Origin of the sequence: Fusobacterium perfoetens ATCC 29250, assembly GCF_000622245.1 — a bacterium.
Lineage (GTDB): Bacteria > Fusobacteriota > Fusobacteriia > Fusobacteriales > Fusobacteriaceae > Fusobacterium_B > Fusobacterium_B perfoetens.
The window spans coordinates 134,544-159,718 of the sequence record NZ_JHXW01000003.1 but is presented as its reverse complement, the minus strand read 5'-3'; the positions used below and the strand labels follow the sequence as shown (position 1 = coordinate 159,718).

Genomic DNA, 25,175 nt, shown 5'->3' with positions numbered 1-25,175 from the left:
TTTTATTTATATAAATTATTTTCTTTTATAAAATTAATAAGTTTTTTATCTAAAAATTCTCTACAATCTTCATTATATTTTAATTTTTCTTTTATTTCTGTTGAAGATACATCAAAATATTCATTTTCAAATTCAATAATTTTTTCTGATTTTATCTCGCTTGTATAACCTTTTCTTCTCAATATAACTACTGTTGAATTTTCTAGAATACTATTATAATTTTTCCATTTAGTAAAATAAGCTGCTGAGTCACTTCCTATTATTTCAAAATATTCATTATTTTTTCCATAAATATTTATAATATTTTCTAAAGTTCTATATGTATAAGACAACTCATCTTTTTCTAATTCTATTTTTGAAATTTCAACTTTTTCTATATCTGAAAAATTTAAAACACACATTTCATATCTTAAAATACTATTAGAAAGATTATTCTTTCCATGAGAAGCAATTCCAACAGGTATTATTAAAAGTTTATCTAAATTAAGATTTTTTACTACAAATTCAGCTACTTTTTTATGTCCTAAATGTGGGGGGTCAAAACTTCCTCCATAAATCCCTATTCTCACTTTTAATTCTCCATTATTTTATAAGTTTATTAAAAATTTCTTCAGTTATGCTATCTAATTTTTCCAAAGAATTTTTATTTTCTAACTTATCCATTCTAATTTTTAAAATATTTATATATTTCTCTTCATTTTCAAAATCATATTCTAATAAAGTTTTTAAATAACTTAAAAGTTTTAATCCTTCTAAATTTTTATATTTCTCTATATTGTTTAAAAATCTATTTTTTAATTCTTCTTTTCTTATATCTTCAAAAACTTTTATATTTTCAAATTCATATAAATCAAATCTTGCTTTGATAATATAAGAAATTACATAATAAAAAATTTCTAAAGAATATCCATATTTTTCAAAATATTTTTTTAAAGAATAAACATATAAAGTTTTATTAAAATCTATATTATCCATTAAAGCTATTTTACTTAAAAATTTAAAAAATCTTTCCTCATCTCTTTTATATAATTCATAAAGATATTTTATACCAAATTCTAATTTTCCATTTACTATTAATTTTATAGAATTTTTTTCTAAAACTTCTATTTTTTCATTTGACATTCTTTTTATAGAAATTTCATTATATTTATCTTGGTCTGATAAATCTATATTATCTACAAGATATTCTAAAAATTTTTCATCTTCATCTACAAATATTGTACTAGCTAATACAAAATTTCCACTTTTTCTTTTTATGTTACAATTTTCATCTATTGTAAAAAAAGCTCTTTTATTTGTTGTATGAATCACATTTTTTAAAAGTATATTTCTTGAATTTTCATTTTTCTTATAAAAATCAGTTAATTTTAAAACTAACTCTTTCTTATTAAGCCCATTTAGGCTTAAAATCTCAGTCATTATTTTCTTCTCCTCTCAAACATTGCAAAGTATTATTTTCTAATATTTCAAATTCTATTTTTAAAACAAATAAATTCTTTAAATCTATATTTTTTGGTAATTTAACAGCATCTTTTTCAGTAGTTATTATGTATGATGCTCCCATTTCATTAGCTTTTCTCTCAATTAAATCTATATCCTTTTGAGTAAAACTATGATGGTCTAAAAAATCTATTCTTTCTATATAAGATGGGTCTAACGAAATAACAGTTTTTTCAAAATTAAGTGGGTTAGCAAGCCCAGAAAATAATAAAACTCTCTTACCTTTTACCCAAAAAAGTGGTTTCATATTTCCTGACATATCATACAAAGATTTTATTCCATGCATAGCAACTGATACTGGTTTACCAAATCTCATTCTTAAAAATCTTTTTATTGTTTCTAAATCTCTTTCTGGAACTAAATCTGCTTTTGTTATAATAAATTCTGAAGCTCTTTTTGCTCCATCTTCAAATCTTTCTCTTAATGTTCCTTTAGGAAGTAGTGCTCCCCATCCAAAAGGATTGGTAGCATCTACTAAAACTATATCCCAATTTCTATAAAATTTTCTATGTTGGAAACCATCATCTAATAAAATTGTATCAGCATTAAAAGTTTCTTTAGCTAATTTTGCTGCTTCATATCTATTCCTTCCAACTATTACAGGAACTTTTAAGTTTGTTGCATGGCTGTATGGCTCATCACCACTTTCTTTTGAAGTAACAAATATTTTTTTCCCATCAGAAACAATTAAAGGGTCTTGTTTCCTCTTACCTCTATATCCTCTTGAAACAACAACAACATTTCTTCCTTCTTCTTGAAGTTTTTTAGCAAAATATTGTACTGCTGGAGTTTTTCCTGTACCGCCAACAGTTATATTTCCAATACAAATAACAAAAACATCATCTACTTTATTTATTTTTAAAATTTTCTTATCATAAAGCCAATTTCTAAAGGTCGTGATAAGATAATATATATATGCTAACAGTTTCATTTTTCCCTCTTCGTTTCAGTTATAATAACACATTATATTTTACCTTTTATTTTGATAAAAATCAAAGAAAATTTTAATATTTGCTATTTTTTTATAAATTTACAGGAACTATCTTAGAAATTCCTATTTTTTTATTCATTGTAACTCCAAAAATACTGTCTGATGACCTCATAGTTTCTTTATTATGTGTTATCAAAATAAATTGAGATTTATCAGTAAATTCTTTTAGTTTATTTATAAGCTTTTTAGTATTTTTTTCGTCAAGAGCTGCTTCTATCTCATCAAGAAAAGTAAAAGGACTTGGTTTATACATAAATATTGCCATTATAAAAGCTATTGCAACCATAGATTTTTCACCACCTGACAATAAAGTGAGAGATTGTCTTTTTTTATTTTTAAATTTTACAAATATTTCTACACCACAATTTTCAAAATCTTCTTCATTTGAAAGAGTTAAACTTCCCTCAGAATTATCAATGGTTTCCATACACATTTGATTAAAATTAATATTAATATTATTATAAGCATCAAAAAATCTTTCTCTTATAGCTTGACTTATTTCTTCTATAATTTCTAGAAGAGAACTTCTACTTGTTTCTAAATCATCTTTTTGAGTTTTTATAAAATTATATTTTTGGTCTAACTCTTTAAATTCTTCTACAGCCAATAAATTTACAGTTTCAAAATCTTTTAGTTTATTACTTAAGTACTTAACTCTATCAATAGAAGATTTATAAATACTTTCTTCTACTAATTTTTCCTTGATTTCTTTCATAGAATTTATATTTTCTTCTAAAAAAGATATTTTTCTTTGATATTCCTCTATTTTTTCTAATTCATTTTTTAATTTTTCTTCTTCTTTATATTGTTTACTTTCAATATCTTTTATAATTCCTATTAACTCTTTTTCTTTTAATTGGAAAAATTGCTCTTTTTCATTAGTAACTAACAATTCCCTACTTTCTTTTTCAAATTGTAAGTCTTTTTCCATCTTATCTTTTTCTATTTTTTCTAAAGTATTTTTTATATTTTCTAGTTCCTTTATTAGAGTTTCTAATTTTTCTTTAGCTATTTTTTCTTCCTCAATAAGCTCTTTTTTTTCATTATTATTTTTCTCTATGTCATTTTCTATTTGGATATTTCTATCTTTTGTATTTAAAAATTTTATCTTTATATCTGAAAATTCATCATTTAATTTTTTAATATTTTCAGATAACAATTCAAGTTCTTTAGATTTTATTTCTATATACATTTTTGTTTCTTTAGTATTTTTTTCAATAGTTTCTTTAGTATCTAAAGATTCTTTTATTCTTTTATTATATTCTAAAAGATATTTCTCTTCCTCTTCTTTTTCAGAAATAGCTACTCTTTTTTCCTTAATAAATCTTTCATTTTTACTTTTCAAATTTTCAAATTCTTCTGATAGATTTTTTATCTCTTTCCTTAAACTTAAATTTTGAGTATCTAAAGTTTGAGTTTTATTTTCTAATTCCACTAATGTTTCATTTAATTTTTCATATAATTCTTTATTCTTTTTGATACTATTACTTAAATTTTTTAAAAGTTCTTCTAATCTTTTTGCTTCTTTTCTTCTTTCAAACATTTGAGAAATAGCAGTAACTTTATTTTCTCCACCTGTTATTCTACCTGTTCCACTTATAAATTCTCCAGAAAGGCTGACTATATTTCCTGAAAAAATATTTTTCTTTGAAATATTAATTGCAGTATCAACATCTTCTACTATTAAAAGATTTCCTAATACCATATCAATAATTTTTTGGTATTTAGCCTCAAATGAGATTAATTCAGAACCTCTTCCAATAACTCCATCTAATTTTGGAATATCTTTTTTAGGGAAAGTTTTTATAGTATCCATTGCCAAGAAAGAAGCTTTACCCACTTTCTTTTCCTTTAAAATTTCTATACATTTTTTAGCAATTCCACTATTTTCTACAACAATATCTTGTAAATTTCCTGAAATCGAAGCCTCTATTGCTTTTTCAAATTTTTCTGGGATATTTATTATTGAAATAAGAGCTCCCTCTACACCTTTTATATTTAAGTTTAATATCTCCTTTACTCCCTTATAAAATCCCTCGTTATTCTCTTCAAATCTATGAATGGAATCATATCTCTCTTTATTTTTGGAAAAATCAAATTCAGCTTTTCTAATTTCATCATTTATTCTATTTATTTTTACACTATAATCTGAAATATTTTTTTCACATTGAAGTTGATTTTCGTCATTTTCAGCAATTTGTTTCTCTAAATTTTCTTTTTTAGATTTACACTCCTCAAATAATTGATTACTATCTAATATTTTTTTATCTATTTCTTCTATTTCTTTTATAAGATTATTTATTTTAACTGTACTTCCCTTTATTCTTTTTTCAGAGTTTTCAAGAGCATTCTCATAATGTAACTTTTCAACTTCTAAATCCATTAATTGTCTTTTCTTTAAATCAACTTCTCTTTCTAAAGTTGTTTTTTTACTTTCTAATTCTTTAATTTGAACTTCTAAAGATGAAACTTTATCTTCTCCATCTTCTAAAATTACTTTTAAATTTTCTTTTTCTTCTAAAAGGATTTTATGATTTTCTTGATTTTTATTTAATTTTTCTTTAAAAGATTCTATTCTATCTCTTCTGTCTTTTTCTTCTCTTTTAAATCCCTCTTCTCTTTCTAGAAGTTTTGCTTTTTCTTTTTCAAAATCATTTATTATTTTTTTTAAATTTTCATTTTTATCCATTAATAATTGAATTTCATTTTTTATTTTTTGAATATTTTCTGTAACCTCTTTAATTTCTTTTTCTTTTTCATCTTTTTCATTTTTTATTTTATTAAGAGATTCTAATAACTCCTGATTTTTTTCTTGAGTTTTTTCAAGATTTTCTCTATTTTTTAAAAGTTCAAAAATATTTATTCCTTTATTAAGAGAGTCTCTTTCTTCTTTTATTTGAAGAAATTCCAAAGCTTTTTCAGCTTGTTTTTTTATTTTTGTTCTTTGTTCCCCTGTTTCTGTTAAAATAAGTTCTATTTTTTCAACTTCATTTACTACATTTTCTAACTTTTTCTCAGCTTCTAATTTTCTTATTTGATATTTTTTTACTCCAGCAGCTTCTTCAATTATTTCTTTTACTTCTTTTTTAGAAGATGAAATTATTCTCTCTACTTTACCCTGACCTATTACAGAATATGCTGATTTTCCTATTCCTGTATCTAAAAACATATCACTAATATCTTTAAGTCTAGCTTTTTTATCATTGATTAAATATTCATTTTCCCCACTAGAATAAAGTTTTCTCGTTATTTTTAAAGTTTCTTCATCAGTTGAAAAATATCCATCTTTATTGTCTATAAAAAGAGAAACTTCAGCATTGTTTGCACTTTTTTTAGATTCTCCACCAGAAAATATTATATCTTTACTTTCTTTAGCTCTTATATTTTTATATGATTGTTCACCTAGCACCCAAAGAATAGAGTCTAGTATATTTGATTTTCCTGACCCATTAGGTCCTACTATTGATGTTATTCCCTTATTAAAATCTATTTTTATTCTTTCACCAAAAGATTTAAATCCGTATATCTCTATTCCTTTTAAATGCATAAATTTTCTCCTATAATATATATTTATCTAAATTTTCATCTTCTTTTTCATTTTTTATGATTTTATCAACCATTTTTTTATCTATATTTATTTTTTTAAATTCTTTATATGGAGCTTCAAACATTATATCTCTTAAAATCAACTCTATTACAGCAGCCAATCTTCTAGCTCCTATATTTTCTACAGTACAATTTTGTTCATATGCATACTCTGCTATTTTATCTATTGCACTTTTAGTAAAATTTATTTCTACATTATCAACTAAAAGCAAACTTCTATATTGTTCAATTAAATTATAATCTACTGTTGTTAAAATTTTTACAAAATCTTCTTTTGTTAAATCTTCCATAGATACAACTAATGGGAATCTTCCTTGTAGTTCTGGCATTAAATCTGAAAAACTTGCTTCACTAAAAGCTCCAGCAGCTATAAATAAAATATGTTCTGTTCTTACAGGACCATATTTTGTCATAACAGTTGTTCCCTCAATTATAGGAAGAATATCTCTTTGAACTCCTTGACGGGAAACTTCTCCTCTTCCTACACTATTAGTTCCAGCTATCTTATCTATTTCATCTATAAAAATAATTCCATCATTTTCTACTTTTTTTACTGCTTCTCTTCCTATTTCGTCATAATCTAAATTTTCTTCAATTTCTTTATTTATTATTAAATTAATTGCTTCTTTTACTTTTACCTTAGATTTTTTTCCTTTTCGTCCCTCTCCCATACTCATTACATTTTGGATTATATCTCCAATATCACCTTTTTCTGAATAACCCATTATTTCTATTATAGGAGATTTATTTCCTTGTTCATATTGACTTTTATCTAATTCAATAGTTTCTTCATCATAATTTCCTTTTTTTATTTCTTCTATTAAATTAAATTTAAAATTATCATCTAAAGTATCTAAATTATTTATTTTTTTAGCTACTTCTTCTACAGCCATATCATAATATTTTTCTTTTAACTCTTCTGTTTTTTCAGAAGTAAATCTTTTAACTGTAAGAGAAACTATATCTTTTATTATACTTTCTACATCTTTACCTACATAACCCACTTCTGTATATTTAGTAGCTTCAACTTTTAAAAATGGTGATTTTGTAATTTTAGCTAATCTTCTAGCAAGTTCTGTTTTTCCAACTCCTGTTGAACCCATAAGAATAATATTTTTAGGAGTTATTTCTTCTCTCATATTTTTATCTTTTATATTTTTTCTTCTATATCTATTTCTTAATGATATTGCTAAATTTCTCTTTGCCTCATCTTGTGAAACAATATATTTATCCAATTCTTTTACTATTTCACTTGGAATCATATTTCCTCCTTAATACATTCAAAAAATTTCTATACCTTTATATTATACTATAATTTACCATTAAATTTTAATTTATTTCTTTAAAATTTTTCTATATTTTTATAAATTTTATATAAATATAAAAAAGCTAGCTTATTCAACTAGCTTATTTTAATATATTATCTAGATTTTCTTTAAGTTTTGCTAATGCTCTAGCTCTATGACTGATTTTATTTTTGAAATCTTCCATTTCAGCTGTTGTTTTCCCATATTCTTTTACATAAAAATATGGGTCATAACCAAAACCAAATTTTCCACGAGGTTCATCTATTATCTCTCCAGAAATTTCTCCAGTAAAACTATAAGTTTCTCCAGTAGGTTTTGCTAAAGTTATTACACAGACAAATTTGGCATTTCTATTTTCAATACCTTTTAAATTTTCAATAAGTTTTTTATTATTTGATTCGTCAGTAGCATTTTCTCCTGAATATCTTGCTGAATAAACACCAGGAGCTCCTCCTAAGGCTTCAACACATATTCCTGAATCATCAGCTATTGTTATCATATTTGTAAATTTTGAAATTTCTAAAGCTTTTTTCTTTGAGTTTTCTTCAAAAGTTTTTCCATCTTCTATTACTTCAGGTATTTCTATTCCATCTTTTATAGATAAAATTTCAATATCTTCTCTTGAAAATATCTTTTTTATTTCTTCTATCTTATGTTTATTTCCTGTTGCTAAAAAGATTTTCATTTTTCCACCTTATCTTTCAACTGTACCAAATTCTTCAACTAGATTTTTATCTTGTATTTCAAATAACTCTTTAAGACCTTTTTCAGCTAAATCAAGTAATTGATTTAATTCTGCTCTGCTATAAGTAGCTTCTTCTCCTGTTCCTTGAATTTCTACAAATTCTCCCTTATCATTCATAATTACATTCATATCAACTTCAGCTGCTGAGTCTTCACTATATTTTAAATCTAACATTGGTATTCTATTTACAATTCCAACACTTATAGCTGCTATTTTAGATTTTAAAGGATTTTCTGATAAAGTTCCTATTTTTACCATTCTTTCTATAGCCATAGCTAAAGCAATATATCCTCCTGTTATTGAGGCTGTTCTTGTTCCTCCATCAGCTTGAATAACATCACAATCTATTGTTATTGTTCTTTCTCCTATTTTATCTAAATCAACACAAGCTCTCAATGCTCTTCCTATTAATCTTTGAATTTCCATAGTTCTTCCACTAAGTTTTCCTTTGGCTGATTCTCTTTGTGTTCTTTCTTCTGTTGCTCTAGGTAACATTGAATATTCAGCAGTTATCCATCCTTTTCCTGTATTTCTTAAAAATGGAGGTACTTTATCAGATATAGAAGCAGTACATATAACTTTGGTATTTCCAAATGAAATAAGAACGGAACCCTCTGCATGTATTGTATAATTTCTTACTACTTCTATTTTTCTAATATTATCTACATCTCTTCCATCTTCTCTTAAAATTTTACTCATTTTTTCTCTCCTCTTATAATGTTGCTAATTCTTTTTCTCTATTATATTGAATATTATATAATTTAGAATACAATCCTTTTTTGGCTAATAATTCTTCATGCTTTCCTACTTCTTTTATTATCCCTTTATCCATAACTATTATCTTATCTGCTGATATTATAGTAGATAATCTATGAGCTATAACAAAAGTTGTTCTTCCTTCCATTAACTTATCTAACGCCTCTTGTACAAGTTTTTCTGATTCTGTATCTAAAGCTGAAGTAGCTTCATCTAATATCATTATAGCTGGGTCTTGAATTAAAGCTCTTGCAATAGCAATTCTTTGTTTTTGTCCTCCAGAAAGGAGAACTCCTCTTTCTCCTACTTCTGTTTCAAAACCTTTTTCTAATTCTATAATAAAATTATAAGCATTAGCCATTTTAGCAGCTTCTTCAATTTTTTCTCTTGAAATCCCTGGTTTTCCAAAAGAAATATTTTCAGCTATTGTTCCACTAAATAAAAATGTGTCTTGAGGAACCATTCCTATGTGAGTTCTATATTGTTTTAAAGAGTATTCTCTTATATCTACATCATTTATTTTTATACTTCCACTATCTATATCATAGAATCTAGGAAGTAAATTAACTATTGTAGTTTTTCCACTTCCACTACTTCCTACAAAGGCTACTACTTCTCCTTTTTTTACTTGGAAACTTACATCTTTTAACACTTTTGTTTCTGTATTTGGATATGTAAAGTCAACATTTTCAAAAGTAATTTTTTCAACTTCACCACTAAAGACTTTTGGTTCTTCTATAAAACAATCTCTTTCAGGTTCTATTTTAAATATTTCCATTACTCTGTCACCTGAAGGAACTATTTCATAAAGTTCACTATTTCTTCTTACAAATCTTTTAAGAGGTTGTTGCATAAGTCCAGCTGCTGTTAAAAAAGAAATCAAATCTCCTGGAGTAAAAGTTTTTAGATATATAATTGAATATCCTCCATAAGCAGCCACTAAAACCAACATTAAAGCTGTTAAAACTTCATTTAATGGAGATATTTTTGCTTTTATTTTAGCTGCTTTATATATCTTTTTCATCTCTCCATCAGTTACATTTTCGTATTTCGTTATAACATCATCTATTTTATTAAAACCTTTTATAACTTGAACTCCAGCTAAAGATTCTTGCATAAAAGCTGTAGCATCTCCAATTGTATCTTGTCTTTCTTTACCTGTATTTCTAAGTTTTTTAGTATATTTTTTTACCATAATAAAAATAGCTGGAGCTACTACTAAAGCTATCAAAGAAAGGATAACATCCACTTGAAACATTCTAACTAAAAAAGCTGAAACTGTTATCATTTCTCTTAACATATCAAATAAAAGAAAACCTATTCTCCCTAAATTTGAAGAATCTCCAGATAGTCTAGCCATAATGTCCCCTAACTTATTTTGATTAAAATAAGATATAGGTAAATGTTCTAAATGTCTAAATATATCTATTTTTATCTCTCTTCTTATTTTTTCACTTAAATAAACTGATGTAGTTTCTGCATAATAAGCTGTCAAAGATTTTATTAAAGTAGTTAGAAAAATTCCTCCACCTACTAATATCATCATCTTTCCATTTTTTGAAATTAAAACATCATCTACTAAATATTTAGATAACCAAGCTGGTACTGCTCCCATTGCTGAAGATATTATAGATAAACTTACTGTTCCTATAAGCCATGTTTTATATTTAAAACTATATTTTATAAAGCCACCCAAAGCATCACTTTTATAAATCTTTGCTAATTTTTCTTTTAACATTCATTTTTTCCTTCCAAAATATATTTAGAATAACTTCTAATTATATCTTTTCCATAAAGTTTTTTTCTAATATTTTCTATATCAATTTGATATTTCTCTCTATTAGACATTATAAATTGAAGTTTGTCTAAAATATTTTTTTCATTATACTGATTTCCTATAAGTTCTGGATAAACTTCTTTATTTTCAGTTAAATTAGGAAGAGAGATATATTTTATTTTTAATAAATATCTTCCTATTAAAAGATTTAATAAACTAGGTTTATATACAACTATTGCAGGTAATCCCATAATAGCTAATTCTAAAGTTACTGTTCCAGAAGCAGCAATAGCTACCTGAGATTTTTTTACAGCATCTTCTAAATTTCCTTGAAAAATTTCTAAATTTTTATAAATACTTAAATCTCTATTTATCCATTTAAAAGTTTTTTTATCAGGAAGTTTTAAAATAAATTCTTTTTCTTTATTTTTTTCAACTAAATTAAGCATTTCAGGTAATAAAGAAGTTACCTCTTGTTTTCTACTTCCAGGAAGTAACAAAATTTTATTTCCATTTTCACTATTTAATAAAGGATATTTTTCTATAAAAGGATTTCCATAATAAATAACATTTATTCCATATTGTTTATAAAACTCAACTTCCCAAGGAAATATTACCATTATATGGTCAGCCAATCTCAAAGTTTTTATTCTTTTTTTCCCCCAAATCCATAATTTTGGAGGGATATAATAAAAAACTTCCACTTGAGGCATTCTTTCTTTTAAAAGTTTTAAAAAAGCTAAATTAAATCCACCATAATCTACTAAAATAACTTTTTCTATATTATTTTGTTCAATAAACTCTAAATATTCATAAGCCTTTTTCTTTAAAAATTTATATTTTTTTATAGCTTCTAAAAAACCTATTATAGCCAATTCTTTTATATCTAATAAGGATTTTACTCCCAAAGCTTTACAATTTTCTCCTACTACTCCATAAAATTCAATTGTATTATCTTCTTTTAAAATATTTTTTATTAAATAAGAAAGATGTAAATCTCCAGAAACTTCTCCAGTTGAAACAAATATTTTCATAATAATTACCTCATTGTTATTTTATTCCAATAATAAAAATATCATTTTCATCAGCTAATTTTATTGCTTCTTCTTGTTCTGTAAAAATCATTTTTCCAGCTTCTCCCACAACTCCTTTAGCTTTTATTTTTACTAAAGTTTTTATAGTTTCTATTCCTATTGTAGGTATATCTACTCTCATATCTTGTTGTGGTCTTGCCATTTTTACCATTATACAATTTTCTCCACCTAATTCTCCACCTCTTAGTATAGTTTTATCTGTTCCTTCTATACCTTCTAGAGCTATTACTGAAGAATTTTTACAAATTACTGTTTGTCCAGCATCTACCTCACTTAAAGCTTTAGCTGCTTCTTTTCCTAGTTTTATAGTATATAAATCTTCTGAATTTGGCTTTATCATTGTATAACATTTATTTTCAAACATTATTTTCTTTAAAAAAAAGTTTTGAGGAATAACTTTTATTCCATTTAATTTTAAAAATGCTATAACTCCAAAAAGGAGAGTCTCATCTTTTCTATCAGGAAGATTAGCAAGAAGTTCCTCTCCAAATTTGTCAAATTTTATATTTTTAAAAATCAATTCTTTCTCTACTTTTCCTAACATTATAACTTTAAATATTCCATTTTTTATAAGATACTTTGTTATATTTCCTACTTCACCTATATTAAAATTTTTAAAGTTAATATGTTTTTTTACATTTTCATCTACTGTATCAAAAAGTCCAATGGGGAAAATTTCTATATTATTATGATGTTCTATTTCTTTCATAATTGAAAAAGGAAGCTTTCCATTTCCAACTATTACACCTATTTTCTCCATTATTTTGATATCCCCCGACTACTTTGCTTTATAAAATTAACCATTGTCATTATATTTTTACTTTCACTATATATTTCTTCTAATTGACTCAATGCTTCTTTTAAAGGTAAACCTTTTCTAAATAATATTTTATAAGCTCTTTTTAAATCTAGTAACTCTTCATCAGTAAATCCTCTTCTTCTAAGTCCTACTGTATTAAGTCCTACTGGAATAGCTTTATTTCCATCAGCTAATATAAAAGGGCATATATCTTGAGTTACAGCTGAAGCTCCTCCAACCATTGCATGGTCCCCTATTTTGCAGAATTGATGTATTCCTGTAAGTCCTCCTACTATTACCCAATTTCCTATTTCTACATGTCCTGCTAAAGTAGCATTATTAGAAAATATACAATTATCTCCTATTATTACATCATGAGCAACATGAACATAAGCCATTAAAAGATTATTATTCCCTATTTTTGTTTCCCACTTATCATTTGTTCCTCTATGAATAGTAACAAATTCTCTAATAGTGTTATTATTTCCTATTATAGTTTTTGTTGGTTCTCCTTTATATTTTAAATCTTGTGAAGCTTTTCCTATTGAAGCAAAAGAATAAATAGTATTATTTTCTCCAATTTCCGTTATTCCTTCTATTACTACATGAGATTGTATTGTAGTTCCATTCCCTATTTTTACATTTTTTCCTATTAAACAAAATGGCCCTATTTTTACATTATCTCCTATAATTGCTCCATCTTCTATTATTGAAGTACTGTGTATTTCTACCACATTAATTCCCCCATTCACAATTATTTATCCATTATACTAAAAGTAAATTTAACTTCAGTTACAACTTTACCATCTACTTTTGCTACACCTTCAGCTTTTATTATGTTTCTCTTTTGTTTTAATATTTTTGCCTCATATACTAATTGGTCACCAGGTCTTACTGGAGCTTTAAATTTTACCTCTTCTAAAGCCGCAAAGTAAGGAACTTTATTTTTTCCATCTTCCCCTGCTAATTCAAATACTAAAACACCTAAAGCTTGTGCTATTCCTTCTACTATTAATACTCCAGGTAATATAGGATGTCCTGGAAAATGACCTTGAAAACAAGCTTCATTTATTGTTACATTTTTAACTCCTGTTACTGTACTATTTTCTCTATCAATATCTATAATTCTATCCACTAATAAAAATGGATATCTATGTGGTATTCTTTCCATTATTTCTGTTACTGTTAACATCAATTTACCTCCAATTTTTTTCTTAGCTTTATTATACTATATATACTGTTTTTTTTGTATATTTTTTATTTTTTTATTTTAAATTTTTTTTAAAATATTAGCAAATTCTATATCTAAAGCATGACCTGCTTTTATTGCTATTATATGAGCTTTTATTGGTTTATTTAATATTTTTAAATCTCCAATAATATCTAACATTTTATGTCTTACAAATTCATCTTCATATCTTAAGCCACTTGGATTCATAACTCCATCTTTTTGAATAACAATAGCATTGTCTAAAGTTCCACCTAAGGCTAAATTATTCTTTTTCAAATATTCTATTTCATAATCAAACCCAAAAGTTCTTGCATTTCCTATTTCTTTTTTATAATTTTCTAAATTTATTTCAGTTTCTAACATTTGAGTTTTTAAATAAGTATGATTAAATTTTATTGTATAAGTTAATTTATATCCATCATAAGGTAAAGCTACTATATGTTTATCCTCTTTTGAAAGATATATAGGTTCTTTTACAACAATCTCATCTATATCTTCTTCTAATTCTTTTATTCCAACTTTTTCTATTTCCTCAATGAAAATTCTAGCACTTCCGTCACAAATTGGTAACTCATTATCTCCTAATTCTACTATTAAATCTGTTATTCCTAACACATATAAAGCTGATAAAAAATGCTCTATTGTGTAAACAGCTGCTCCATATTCATTTTTTAAATTAGTTCCTCTAGTTAAATCAAAAGTATTATTTATATCAAGATTTATCTTATTTTTTCCTTCTTCTAAATCTATCCTTTTAAAAACTATTCCTCCATTTGTTACAGGAATTAAGTGAAGTTTTATATTTTTTCCTTTATGAAGTCCTATTCCTTCATAAAACATTTCATTTTTAAGAGTTTTTCTTTTCATTTTACCTCCTATTTCTTTAAAAATTTACTAGCTAAAATTAAAGCTATGTCTTTCTCTCCATCTACAAATTGTACTGTTATTTTTTTCTCTGTAATTTTTGTTACTTTTCCTAATCCAAATTTTATATGAGTAACCTTATCTCCTATATTATACGGATTATTTTTAATATTTTCTACAGATTTTTTCAATTCTTTTGTATTTTCAAAAGTGCTAATTGATTTTTTACTTATTTTTTCATAAATTTTTTCATCTACACTTTTTTCTATTTTACTATGTATAACCACAGCTCTTTCAATTAAATCTTCTGGAATTTCTTTTATAAATCTAGACGGAGTCATAAATTGCTCTTTTCCATAATTATATCTTTGAGAAGCAAAAGATAAAAATAATCTTTCCTCAGCTCTTGTAATTGCCACATAACAAATTCTTCTTTCTTCTTCTAATTGCTCATTATCGATTAAAACTTTTGTTGTATTAGGAAATACTTCATCTTCTAATCCTACCAAAAATACAATAGGAAATTCTAAACCTTTTGAGTTATGAATTGTCATAAGTTTAACATATTCTTTTTCCTCATCTAAATCATCAGTTGCACTTACTAAAGATACATTTTCTAAATATTCTCTTAAAGTTAAATTATCTACAATTTTTTCTAATTCAAATATTGAGTTTCTTAACTCTTCTATATTTTCAATTCTTGTTTCATAATCTTCATAATTTGTTTCTAAATATTTTTTATACTCTATTAATTGTATTAATTCATTAAATAATTCAGATACAGGAAGTTCCATGCTATCTTCTATTAAAGTATCTAAAATTTTAGTAAATTCTTTTATTTTTTCTACAGCAGATTTTCCAACTCCGTCTATTTTTTCAACTTCTTTTAGACTTTCAAAATAAGTTAAATTATTTTCTAAAGCATAATTTTTTATTTTTTCTACAGTTTTTTCTCCTATTTTTCTTTTAGGAACATTTATTATTCTATCTAAATTTATTCCATCCATCTGATTATTTATTACAGATAAATATCCTAATATATCTTTTATCTCTGCTCTTTGATAAAATTGAATTCCGCCAAAAATTTTATAAGGGATTCCTTCTCTTAAAAAACCTTCTTCAAATAGTCTTGATTGAGCATTTGTTCTATAAAGAATTGTAAAATCATTATATCTTTTTCCAGATGTTTTTAATTTTTTAATTTCATCAATTACAAAATTAACTTCTTGTCTACCATTTTCACAAGCTTTCAATAAGATTCTATTTCCTGTAGCTTTTTTTGTCCATAAATTTTTATTCTTAGAACTTTTATTGTTTCTTATAACTGTATTTGCTGCCTCTAATATTACTTTTGTAGAACGATAATTTTCTTCTAATTTTATAACAGTAGCTTCTCTATAATCTTTTTCAAAATCTAAAATATTTTGAATATTAGCTCCTCTAAATCCATATATACTTTGATTTTCATCTCCAACAACACAAATATTTTTATATTTTTTAGCAATTTTATTCACTATTTGATATTGAATATTATTTGTATCTTGATATTCATCTACCATTATATATTTAAATTTTTCTTGGACTTTATCTAATATTTCAGAATTATCTAAAAGTTTATTAGTATTTACTAGTATATCTGAAAAATCCATTCCATTATTAGTTCTTAATTCTTTATCATATCTAGTATAAACTTCATATATAATTTTATGATTACTATCATAAGTATTCTCTTTTAAATAATCATCAGGAGTTTTTCCATCTTCTTTTAATCTTGAAATTATAGAAGCAATTTTTCCTTCTGTTAAATCTTTATCTTCTACTACTAAAGTTTTTAATATTGATTTTATAACTTTCTTTTGGTCATCAACATCATAAATAGTAAAATTAGGGTTATATCCTATTTTATTTCCATATATTCTTAAAAGTTTTAATCCAAAAGAGTGAAATGTAGAAAGCATTATTTTTTTTCCATCTTCTCCTATTAAATTTTCAACTCTTTCTTTCATTTCCTTAGCAGCTTTATTAGTAAATGTAACTGCTAAAATAGAATATGGTGATATTCCTTTTTCTAATATCATATGAGCTATTCTATAAGTAATTGTTCTTGTTTTTCCTGAACCTGCTCCTGCTAAAATTAATACAGGCCCCTCTATTTTTTCTCCAGCTTTTTTCTGCTGTTCATTTAACGCATCTAATATACTCATTTATATTAACTCCTTACTCAATAAAATAATCTATATGTATCATAACTTCTTGAATTTCTTTAAAATCTGTTATAAGCGATTCTTCTAAATCATCTGAAAGATTATGAGCTTCATATACTGTCATATTTTTATCAACTCTTATATGAAAACTTAAAAATATCTTATCTCCTGACCTTCTCATATATATATCATGAACATTTTTTACTTGAGTATTTGTCAAAAGATAATCTTCAATTTTTTTTATAAACTCATTCTCTTGTTTATCTAAAATAACATCTGAAACTTCTAATATTGTACTAACTCCCTCTTTTAATATTAAAAGTGCTACTATCATACTAACTATAATATCAAATATTGGAGAAATATAGATTGATAATAATATTCCTATAATAACTCCAGCTGAAGAAAATACGTCACTTCTACTATCTCTTGCATCAGCAATTAAAGCAGAATTTTTTGTTGCTTTCCCTATCTTCATTTTATAAAAATACATTCCATATTTTACAATTATTGAAATTATAGCTAAATAAATTGTTGAAAACTCAGGAATATGAGAATAATCTTTTGAAATAATTTTTAAAATAGAATCTTTTCCTATTTCTATTCCTGTTATTACAACAAATAATCCTACCATTATTCCTATTACACTTTCTATTTTTTCATGACCATATGGATGTTTTTCATCCTTTGGCATATTACTAAAATGTATTCCTAAAAGGATTGCTATCGAACTTACAACATCAGATAAGGAGTTAAACCCATCAGCTACCAAAGCATTTGATTTTCCCTTTAATCCACCAAAAATTTTTATTACAGCTAAAAATATATTGAAAATTATAGAACCTAACACAACTATTATTCCATCTCTTTTTCTAGAATCCTCTTTCAAATTATAAAATACCTTCTCTTCTTCAACTTTAAAACCATATTTTTTTAAAAAAGATTTTATTTTAGGTTCTTCTCCAATATATTCTATAATTTCTTTATTATTCTTTTTGCTATGTGTTATAAAGAAATCTATTAACTTAGTTCCACTTGATTTATATCTATCTTCTTCTCTAATAAAAATATTTTCTATTAAATAACTTTTATTTTTTTTCCATGCTGATATATATCCTATTTTTTCAGATTTATCTTCTAAAACAATGCATTCAACCTCATTTAAATTATTCTTAAATTTATCAAAGCTTTTAAAAGTATCACTATATTTTATTATATCTTCACCACTTAAAACTTTATACATTATAACACCTCTAAGTTTATAAAAAAAAGGAGAAGTTTCCCTCTCCTAAGTATATTCTTTAAATACCGTGAAAACAACTTTGAATTCACACCCACAAAAATACCTTAGTGCTGCTTCCTTCCAGACCTGACACGATTCGATATCTTTATGCTATGAACCTCCATTAATTTTCACGGCCTAATAATTATACCATAGTTATTCTTTTCAGTCAATAAAATTTCTTTATTTTTTATTTAATTGTTGCTTTTCATTAACTGTTTGTAATCTTTGAATAGCTATCTCCCTTGCTTTTAAATATTGCTCCTGTGTTATACACTGTTGAGCTTCATATTGAGCTCTTATTTTATCTTTTAAAATTTCTGCTTCAATATCACCTATTTCATCTATCAATTTATAAACTTTATCCCAATTTTTTTCTATTCCTGTTATTAAATATTTATTTATTTCTAACTCTTTACTTTTTTTATCCAATAAAAGATAATTATATTTATTTCTAGAATTATTTATTATTTCTTTTGCCTTTATTATATTCTCTTTTTTTACTCCTACTTTAGCAAAATCTTTTTCAGTAATCATTCCTAAACTTTCAAGATTATCCTCTGAAAAAACTAAAGTTCCTAGTATAAAAAATAATGTCAATATATTTCTCTTTAACATTTTTGCCTCCACTAAGATTGCATATTTATAGCAAAATATTCATCTGTTTTTAATTCTGTTTTATCTTGAATATTGTTAACATTAAAATAATTATCTATAATATCATTTGTATTTCTATTTTTTGTATCTAAATTTTTATAAGTAGATATATTTGCATATTCTCCAAGATTATTAATATTAGTTTCTTTAGAAGGAATAAAATTGTAAATAGAACCTGCAAATATTCCTATTATAAAAACTGACATTGTTAAATATGATTTTCTTTTATTTTTTTGTTGTTCTTCTTTTAATAGTGTTTTATATATATTTATTCTTACTCTTTCCTTAGGTGACATTTTATTCCTCCTCTAAATTTTTTAAAGCTTTATAATATATAGATTTTATTGTTGAAATATTTCTTCCTTTAAGTTCAGATATTTCTCTTAACTTATATCCATAAACATCTTTTAATAATAATATTTCTCTCTCTTCTTTACTTAATTTTTTTAAATTTTCTTGAATAATCATAGGACTGTTTAAATCTGTTCCATCTTCTATATTTAATATTTCTTCATTTAATTCCAAATCAATTTTTTTCTTTCTGAAGAAATCATAAGTTTTATTGATAGCTATCCTATATATCCAAGTATAAATTTTACTATCTGCTCTAAACTTAGATAAATTTTTATATACACTCACAAACACTTCTTGAGTTATATCTTCTGCATCTTCTGCATTTTTTACCGAGCTTAGGATTTTATAATAAATACGATCGAAATATTCATCATATATTTGATCAAAATCCATCTCTCTCCCCCTATATTCAGTTTTATTTACTTCCATCCTTTTCCTACTTGAAATTCTATTCTACAGTTATTCCCTTTAATATCTATAACTTTATCTTCTGTCATGTTAATTCTTCTAACTGTTTCATAATCATTATAATAACCACCACTTCCACCATCATCATCATCTAACGAATTTCTAGAAAACAAAAGAGATATTCTATATTTTTCTTCCTCTGTATATCTAAACCAATATTTCCCTTCTTTCACATAGTATTTTACTCCTGGTTTTATTTGAACATTATCTAAAAATACATGTCTTGTATATTGAGGGTCATAATTTACTTGAAATAAGTATCTTCCCTCTTGTTTTTCTAATCCAATCTCTTGATTATATTCCTTTGGTAAAAATGGGTCTAAAGCTTTACATCCAGATATCCCTAAAGTTAATAATAAAGTCGTCAATAAAATTCCTGATTTTATTCTCATTTTTTTCTCCTAAAATCAATTTTTTTTATGAATTTAATCTTTTGACTAATTTTTTTTTAATTTTGTTTAATAATTATAAAATTTCATTTAACATCTTTCTTAATTCAGGAATAATTTCTTCTTCTTTTACTTTTTTTATAATTTCTCCTTTTTTAAATAAAAGAGCTTCTCCTTTTCCTCCAGCAACTCCAATATCTGCTTCTTTAGATTCTCCTGGCCCATTAACAATACAACCCATAACAGCAATTTTTATATTTTTTTGTATATTTCCAAATTCTTTTTCCACTTTTTTAGCAAGTCCTATTAAATCTATTTGAGTTCTTCCACATGTTGGACATGAAACTATTTCTACTCCCTCTCTCAATCCCAACACTTTTAATATCTCTTTTGCTACTTTTATTTCTTCAACAGGATTTTCTGTTAAAGATACTCTTATGGTATTTCCTATCCCATCTACTAAAAGACTTCCTATTCCAATGGCTGACTTTATACTTCCTTGAAACTCAGTTCCAGCTTCTGTAACTCCCAAATGTAAAGGATAGTCTACCAAATTAGAAATTTTTCTATATGCTTCTACCATCATACCTACATTACTTGCTTTTAAAGAAATTATTATATTATGATAATTATATTTTTCTATAAGTTTGACATGGTACATAGCACTTTCTACCATCCCATCTGAAGTAACTTTTCCATACTTTTCTAAAATTTTTTTCTCAATAGACCCACTATTAACTCCTATTCTAATAGGAATATTTAATTCTTTTGCTTTTTCTACAACTAATTTTACTTTTTCATCATCACCAATATTTCCTGGATTTATTCTTAATTTATCAATTCCATTTTCCATAGCTTTTAAAGCTAATTTGTAATCAAAATGTATATCTGCTACTAAAGGAATATTTATTTTTTCTTTTATATATTTTATAGCTTCAGCTGCTTTTTCTGTATTTACAGTCACTCTTACTAATTGACAACCAACTTTTTCTAATTCTTTTATCTGACTAACAGTTTTTTCTATATCTTCTGTAGGAGTATTTGTCATAGACTGAATCACAATAGGATTATGTCCTCCTATATATATATTTCCTACTTTTATTTCTCTTGTATTTTTCATAAAACATTTCACCTCAAAAATATTAAATCATATAAAAATATTTTATCATATATAATTTAATATTTAAAGTTTTATAGCATATTTAATTTGACATATTTCTGACACTATAGATATATATAATTAGGCTATCATAATATTTTCCCAATTAATTATCATAAAAAAGAAGTTATTTTCAAAAAACGAAAATGACTTCTTTTTTACTTTTAATTTTTTTATTTTCCCCTTTGACATTTTTGTGACACATTGTTCTTTTATAATTAAACCATCATAATATTTTCCCCATTAGTTATAATGAAAAAAGAGGCTATCCCCCAATAATAGCTTCTTTTTTTTATTTTTTTCTACAATTGACATATTTCTGACATATTACTTCTCTATAATTAGAGCATCATAATATTTTCCCATTAATTTTTATGATTTGGAGCCGTTTTCCCAGACGGTTCCTTTTCATTTTTTGTTATAAATTTAACTTCAAATCTCCCTCTTTAATAAACCCTTTTTTTCTCATAACAATTGAAATTGCTATTGTTATAATAGCCGGTAAAATAAAGTGAAGTAATAATATTATTAGATATAATTTTACACCACCTCTCCCTATTTCTTCCATAGTACTTATTGTTGCTATTTGTCCTACAAAACCACAACTTCCCATTCCAGAACCTATAGGACTATTCTCCATTTTAAATATCATTGTTGAGACAGGTCCCAAAATAGCAGAAGCTACTGTTGGGGGTATCCAAATTTTCCAATTTTTTATAATATTACTCATTTGTAACATCGAAGTTCCTATTCCTTGAGCTGCTAAACCTCCCCAACCATTTTCTCTAAAACTCATCACAGCAAACCCTACCATTTGACAACAACATCCTACTGTAGCTGCCCCTCCAGCTAATCCACTAAGTTGTAACATCATACATATTGCTGCACTACTTATTGGTAAAGTTAAAGCTATCCCTACTAAAACTGATATAAATATTCCCATATAAAAAGGCTGTAAATCTGTTGCAATCATTATTAATTTCCCAAAGGAAGTCATAAATTTAGAAATACTTGGCCCTACAATTTCTCCAACCAACATTCCTGATATTATTGTTATTGAAGGTGTTAAAATAATATCAATTTTAGTTTCTTTTGATATAAGTTTACCAATCTCAACTCCTACTATTGTTCCTACAAAAGCCCCAACTGGTCCTCCTACTTTATTTCCAAAGGCTCCCACTATTGTAGAAGCAAATAATACTAAATTAGGTGCTTTTAATCCATAAGCAATAGCCACTCCTATAGCTGCTCCTGTCATACTCATGGCCAAAGGAGCTACTTCGTCAACTAAATATGATATATTAAATTTACTTCCTACTGTTTTTAAAATCGTTCCTACCAGTAAAGATGAAAAAAGTCCCATAGCCATATTACTCATAGCACTTATTAAATATCTTTCTGTACTAAATACAACATCTTTCTTTTTACAAAATTCCTTTAATCCCATTTTCTTCTCCTGTTTACATATTTTTGTTTATATGTCTTGTCATATAAAACACAGATACTATTATATATTCTTTTTTAAATTTTTGCAAACATTTATTTATTTTTTTACATAATAAAAAGAGGTATTGTATAATTTTCAATACCTCTTAGTCTTAAAATTATTTTCTCAAAAACTCCATAGGATTTAAAGTTTTTCCATTTTTTCTAACTTCAAAGTGAAGATGTGGACCTGTAACTCTACCTGTCATTCCACTTTCACCTATTATATCCCCCTGTTGAATCTTTTGCCCTTTTTTTACATTTATTTTATTCAAATGGGCATACCTTGTTTCATAACCATCTGAATGTTTTATTTTTACAAGATTTCCATAACCACCAGCCACACCAGCAAATATAACTTCACCTCTTTTTGCTGCATATACAGGAACATATCTTGCTACTAAATCTACCCCTGAATGAAGTATATATCTTTTAAGAACAGGATGAAATCTATTTCCATAAGGGCTTGTAACACCTTTATATTTTACAGGCATAATAAATTTCTCACCTAAGTTTTTCAAAGAATTTACATCTGGATTTTTTAAAAATATTTCATCTCCTATTATCAAAACATCATTTTTTAAATTATTATATTTTCTTATTACTTCTACATCTACTTGATATTTACTAGCTAAATCATATAAAGTATCACCTGATTTTATTTTATAATATATTCCATTTATAGTAGATAAAATTATTTTTTGTCCAACATATATTGTAGAATTAAGTTTAGGATTATTTTCTTTTATAATTGCTATACTTTGAGAAAAAGTTTCTGATATTACACTTAAGTTATCTCCTTCTTTAACTATATATTCCATTTTTTCAACTACATCATTTTTTCTTTTTGTATAAAACTCATTTTTAAATTCCTCAAAAGGATCTTTTTTTACTTCTATTTTTTCTTCTACTACTTTATTCTCCACTTTTTCTTCTAAAGTTGTTTCTTCCACTTCTTTAGTTTTTAAATTATAATTTCTCTTTATTGTAAAATAATTTCTACCTAAAACAGAAAAAACATCCTCTATATTATCATTAGATTCTTTTTGATAATATTCTGTAAATTCTGAAGTATTTACCACTTCTTTACTAAATGGTTTCAAAAAAATATTAACAATAAAAAGGTTTAACAAAAGAAAAAAACTTGTAATAATTATAATATCTTTATTTTTTAAAGTTTTTCTTACTTTTGCTAAAGTTGATATTTGATAAAAATTATTATTTCTTTTAACCTTCATTAAAACTTATTCTCCTTTTCATCAAAACTCTTCTTATACCTTTCTATCATTTCCTCATTACTCTTTGTTTTTTTTAATTCATTTATAAGGTATTTTGTTGATGATGCTTTGTCTAAACTTGATAAATATCTTCTAAAATTCCAAATAACTGGTAATTTTTCTTTTTCTATTAAAAGTTCTTCTTTTCTAGTTCCTGATTTTTGTATATCAATAGCTGGATATATTCTAAGTTCTGCCAAACTTCTATCTAAATGAATTTCCATATTTCCAGTTCCCTTAAACTCTTCATAAATTATATCATCCATTTTACTTCCTGTATCAATTAAAGCAGTAGCAATTATAGTTAAACTTCCTCCGTTTTTTATATTTCTAGCAGTACCAAAGAAATTTTTTGGATAATATAAAGCACTTGGGTCAATTCCACCTGAAATTAATTTCCCACTAGAAGGAATAACTATATTATATGCTCTTGCTAATCTAGTAAGAGAATCCATCAAAATTATAACATCTTCTCCATTTTCTACTTTTATTTTAGCTCTTTCTATAATTTCTTCTGTAACTTTTATATGATTCTTAGGGTCTTCATCAAAAGTAGAATAAAATACCTCAGCTCCTTTTACATTTTCCCTTATATCAGTAACTTCTTCTGGCCTTTCATCTATTAATAAAATCCATACATCAATATCTTTATAATTTTCAATTATAGAATTTGCTATTGTACTTATGAGAATTGTTTTTCCTGCTTTTGGAGGAGCTACTATAAGTCCTCTTTGTCCCTTCCCTATTGGAGCAATTAAATCTATTATTCTTCCTGAAATATTAGAAGAGTTCGTTTCTAAAGTCAATTTTTCTGTAGGATAGTATGGTACTAATTCTTCAAAAGGAACTCTTGCTTCTGCTTTATCTGTAGATTCGTTATTAACAAATAAAACTTTTCTCAAAGCATAATTTTTTTCATCATCTTTAGGTTTTCTCACTACACCTATAATAATATCTTGTGGTCTTAATTTAAATTTTTTTATCTGTGATAATGAAATGTAAATATCTTTTTTTCCTTCTACTGTTGTATCTCTTAAAAATCCATATCCATCAGCCATTATATCTAATTTTCCACTAGCTATTGTAAAATCATCTGAATTTTTAAAATACTCTTCTATTAAAGTGATTAATTCACTTTTTTTCTTACCAGATACATTTTCTATATCTAATTGTTTACAAATTTCAAGAAGCTCTCTCAATAGAAATTTATCAAATTCCATTTTTTTCTCC

23 protein-coding genes and 1 other RNA gene are annotated in these 25,175 nt (G+C 25.2%); all 24 read right to left on the bottom strand.

The window, feature by feature from the left end:
• Positions 1–2 precede the first annotated feature (2 nt).
• Positions 3–569: a nicotinate (nicotinamide) nucleotide adenylyltransferase gene (gene nadD / locus T364_RS0100790; RefSeq protein ID WP_027127862.1), complete on the bottom strand. Its 567-nt coding sequence runs from the start codon at positions 567–569 to the stop codon at positions 3–5.
• A gap of 13 nt (positions 570–582) precedes the next feature.
• Positions 583–1,419: a hypothetical protein gene (locus T364_RS0100785; RefSeq protein WP_027127861.1), complete on the bottom strand. Its 837-nt coding sequence runs from the start codon at positions 1,417–1,419 to the stop codon at positions 583–585.
• A complete protein-coding gene (lpxK, locus tag T364_RS0100780) occupies positions 1,412–2,431 on the bottom strand; it encodes a tetraacyldisaccharide 4'-kinase (RefSeq protein ID WP_027127860.1) in 1,020 nt (339 codons plus the stop codon). Before lpxK ends, T364_RS0100785 begins: the two co-directional genes overlap by 8 nt.
• 91 nt (positions 2,432–2,522) lie before the next feature.
• Positions 2,523–6,038, bottom strand: coding sequence for a chromosome segregation protein SMC (smc, locus tag T364_RS0100775; RefSeq protein ID WP_027127859.1), 3,516 nt, complete (start codon positions 6,036–6,038; stop codon positions 2,523–2,525).
• A 10-nt stretch (positions 6,039–6,048) separates the two neighbouring features.
• A complete protein-coding gene (gene hslU, locus T364_RS0100770) occupies positions 6,049–7,359 on the bottom strand; it encodes an ATP-dependent protease ATPase subunit HslU (protein WP_027127858.1) in 1,311 nt (436 codons plus the stop codon).
• A 145-nt stretch (positions 7,360–7,504) separates the two neighbouring features.
• The gene (locus T364_RS0100765; protein ID WP_027127857.1) at positions 7,505–8,089 is read right to left on the bottom strand and encodes an XTP/dITP diphosphatase; all 585 of its coding nucleotides are present in this window, start codon (positions 8,087–8,089) and stop codon (positions 7,505–7,507) included.
• A gap of 9 nt (positions 8,090–8,098) precedes the next feature.
• Positions 8,099–8,848: a ribonuclease PH gene (rph, locus tag T364_RS0100760; protein ID WP_147386019.1), complete on the bottom strand. Its 750-nt coding sequence runs from the start codon at positions 8,846–8,848 to the stop codon at positions 8,099–8,101.
• Positions 8,849–8,861: 13 nt separating this feature from the next.
• The gene (locus T364_RS0100755) at positions 8,862–10,643 is read right to left on the bottom strand and encodes an ABC transporter ATP-binding protein (protein ID WP_027127855.1); all 1,782 of its coding nucleotides are present in this window, start codon (positions 10,641–10,643) and stop codon (positions 8,862–8,864) included.
• Positions 10,637–11,716, bottom strand: coding sequence for a lipid-A-disaccharide synthase (lpxB, locus tag T364_RS0100750; protein ID WP_027127854.1), 1,080 nt, complete (start codon positions 11,714–11,716; stop codon positions 10,637–10,639). Before lpxB ends, T364_RS0100755 begins: the two co-directional genes overlap by 7 nt.
• A 16-nt stretch (positions 11,717–11,732) precedes the next feature.
• Positions 11,733–12,536: an LpxI family protein gene (locus tag T364_RS0100745; RefSeq protein WP_027127853.1), complete on the bottom strand. Its 804-nt coding sequence runs from the start codon at positions 12,534–12,536 to the stop codon at positions 11,733–11,735.
• Positions 12,536–13,309: an acyl-ACP--UDP-N-acetylglucosamine O-acyltransferase gene (gene lpxA, locus T364_RS0100740; protein ID WP_027127852.1), complete on the bottom strand. Its 774-nt coding sequence runs from the start codon at positions 13,307–13,309 to the stop codon at positions 12,536–12,538. The genes T364_RS0100745 and lpxA overlap by 1 nt, the downstream gene beginning before the upstream one ends.
• A 20-nt stretch (positions 13,310–13,329) precedes the next feature.
• Positions 13,330–13,767 (bottom strand): 3-hydroxyacyl-ACP dehydratase FabZ, encoded by a 438-nt coding sequence (fabZ, locus tag T364_RS0100735; RefSeq protein ID WP_027127851.1) that lies wholly within the window; start codon positions 13,765–13,767, stop codon positions 13,330–13,332.
• Positions 13,768–13,845: 78 nt separating this feature from the next.
• Entirely contained in the window at positions 13,846–14,673 is an 828-nt protein-coding gene (gene lpxC / locus T364_RS0100730) for a UDP-3-O-acyl-N-acetylglucosamine deacetylase (RefSeq protein ID WP_027127850.1), read from the bottom strand.
• 8 nt (positions 14,674–14,681) lie between these two features.
• Positions 14,682–16,874 (bottom strand): ATP-dependent helicase, encoded by a 2,193-nt coding sequence (locus T364_RS0100725; protein ID WP_027127849.1) that lies wholly within the window; start codon positions 16,872–16,874, stop codon positions 14,682–14,684.
• Positions 16,875–16,887: 13 nt separating this feature from the next.
• Positions 16,888–18,117 carry a cation diffusion facilitator family transporter gene (locus T364_RS0100720; RefSeq protein ID WP_027127848.1) on the bottom strand — a complete coding sequence of 410 codons (1,230 nt, stop codon included), beginning with the start codon at positions 18,115–18,117 and terminating at the stop codon, positions 16,888–16,890.
• A 76-nt stretch (positions 18,118–18,193) separates the two neighbouring features.
• Positions 18,194–18,279, bottom strand: an RNA gene (gene ffs, locus T364_RS11010) — signal recognition particle sRNA small type.
• A 60-nt stretch (positions 18,280–18,339) separates the two neighbouring features.
• Positions 18,340–18,774, bottom strand: a complete 435-nt coding sequence (locus T364_RS10215; RefSeq protein ID WP_035945171.1) for a hypothetical protein — start codon at positions 18,772–18,774, stop codon at positions 18,340–18,342.
• A gap of 11 nt (positions 18,775–18,785) precedes the next feature.
• The gene (locus tag T364_RS0100710) at positions 18,786–19,109 is read right to left on the bottom strand and encodes a hypothetical protein (protein WP_027127847.1); all 324 of its coding nucleotides are present in this window, start codon (positions 19,107–19,109) and stop codon (positions 18,786–18,788) included.
• Position 19,110: 1 nt separating this feature from the next.
• Positions 19,111–19,560 carry an RNA polymerase sigma factor gene (locus tag T364_RS0100705; protein WP_027127846.1) on the bottom strand — a complete coding sequence of 150 codons (450 nt, stop codon included), beginning with the start codon at positions 19,558–19,560 and terminating at the stop codon, positions 19,111–19,113.
• A gap of 26 nt (positions 19,561–19,586) precedes the next feature.
• Positions 19,587–20,027, bottom strand: a complete 441-nt coding sequence (locus T364_RS0100700; RefSeq protein ID WP_027127845.1) for a hypothetical protein — start codon at positions 20,025–20,027, stop codon at positions 19,587–19,589.
• 73 nt (positions 20,028–20,100) lie between these two features.
• Positions 20,101–21,144 (bottom strand): flavodoxin-dependent (E)-4-hydroxy-3-methylbut-2-enyl-diphosphate synthase, encoded by a 1,044-nt coding sequence (gene ispG / locus T364_RS0100695; RefSeq protein WP_027127844.1) that lies wholly within the window; start codon positions 21,142–21,144, stop codon positions 20,101–20,103.
• A gap of 457 nt (positions 21,145–21,601) precedes the next feature.
• Positions 21,602–22,630: a PTS sugar transporter subunit IIC gene (locus T364_RS0100690; protein WP_035945170.1), complete on the bottom strand. Its 1,029-nt coding sequence runs from the start codon at positions 22,628–22,630 to the stop codon at positions 21,602–21,604.
• A 157-nt stretch (positions 22,631–22,787) separates the two neighbouring features.
• Positions 22,788–23,906 (bottom strand): LysM peptidoglycan-binding domain-containing M23 family metallopeptidase, encoded by a 1,119-nt coding sequence (locus tag T364_RS0100685; protein ID WP_051532587.1) that lies wholly within the window; start codon positions 23,904–23,906, stop codon positions 22,788–22,790.
• A complete protein-coding gene (gene rho, locus T364_RS0100680) occupies positions 23,906–25,165 on the bottom strand; it encodes a transcription termination factor Rho (RefSeq protein WP_027127841.1) in 1,260 nt (419 codons plus the stop codon). The genes T364_RS0100685 and rho overlap by 1 nt, the downstream gene beginning before the upstream one ends.
• Between the last annotated feature and the right edge of the window lie 10 nt (positions 25,166–25,175).

Coding starts and splice junctions, on each gene's coding strand:
- T364_RS0100785 (WP_027127861.1), bottom strand. CDS start 1,419: ATGACTGAGATTTTAAGCCTAAATGGGCTTAATAAGAAAGAGTTAGTT.
- lpxK (WP_027127860.1), bottom strand. CDS start 2,431: ATGAAACTGTTAGCATATATATATTATCTTATCACGACCTTTAGAAAT.
- smc (WP_027127859.1), bottom strand. CDS start 6,038: ATGCATTTAAAAGGAATAGAGATATACGGATTTAAATCTTTTGGTGAA.
- hslU (WP_027127858.1), bottom strand. CDS start 7,359: ATGATTCCAAGTGAAATAGTAAAAGAATTGGATAAATATATTGTTTCA.
- T364_RS0100765 (WP_027127857.1), bottom strand. CDS start 8,089: ATGAAAATCTTTTTAGCAACAGGAAATAAACATAAGATAGAAGAAATA.
- rph (WP_147386019.1), bottom strand. CDS start 8,848: ATGAGTAAAATTTTAAGAGAAGATGGAAGAGATGTAGATAATATTAGA.
- T364_RS0100755 (WP_027127855.1), bottom strand. CDS start 10,643: ATGTTAAAAGAAAAATTAGCAAAGATTTATAAAAGTGATGCTTTGGGT.
- lpxB (WP_027127854.1), bottom strand. CDS start 11,716: ATGAAAATATTTGTTTCAACTGGAGAAGTTTCTGGAGATTTACATCTT.
- T364_RS0100745 (WP_027127853.1), bottom strand. CDS start 12,536: ATGGAGAAAATAGGTGTAATAGTTGGAAATGGAAAGCTTCCTTTTTCA.
- fabZ (WP_027127851.1), bottom strand. CDS start 13,767: ATGTTAACAGTAACAGAAATAATGGAAAGAATACCACATAGATATCCA.
- lpxC (WP_027127850.1), bottom strand. CDS start 14,673: ATGAAAAGAAAAACTCTTAAAAATGAAATGTTTTATGAAGGAATAGGA.
- T364_RS0100725 (WP_027127849.1), bottom strand. CDS start 16,874: ATGAGTATATTAGATGCGTTAAATGAACAGCAGAAAAAAGCTGGAGAA.
- T364_RS0100720 (WP_027127848.1), bottom strand. CDS start 18,117: ATGTATAAAGTTTTAAGTGGTGAAGATATAATAAAATATAGTGATACT.
- T364_RS10215 (WP_035945171.1), bottom strand. CDS start 18,774: ATGTTAAAGAGAAATATATTGACATTATTTTTTATACTAGGAACTTTA.
- T364_RS0100710 (WP_027127847.1), bottom strand. CDS start 19,109: ATGTCACCTAAGGAAAGAGTAAGAATAAATATATATAAAACACTATTA.
- T364_RS0100705 (WP_027127846.1), bottom strand. CDS start 19,560: ATGGATTTTGATCAAATATATGATGAATATTTCGATCGTATTTATTAT.
- T364_RS0100700 (WP_027127845.1), bottom strand. CDS start 20,027: ATGAGAATAAAATCAGGAATTTTATTGACGACTTTATTATTAACTTTA.
- ispG (WP_027127844.1), bottom strand. CDS start 21,144: ATGAAAAATACAAGAGAAATAAAAGTAGGAAATATATATATAGGAGGA.
- T364_RS0100690 (WP_035945170.1), bottom strand. CDS start 22,630: ATGGGATTAAAGGAATTTTGTAAAAAGAAAGATGTTGTATTTAGTACA.
- T364_RS0100685 (WP_051532587.1), bottom strand. CDS start 23,906: ATGAAGGTTAAAAGAAATAATAATTTTTATCAAATATCAACTTTAGCA.
- rho (WP_027127841.1), bottom strand. CDS start 25,165: ATGGAATTTGATAAATTTCTATTGAGAGAGCTTCTTGAAATTTGTAAA.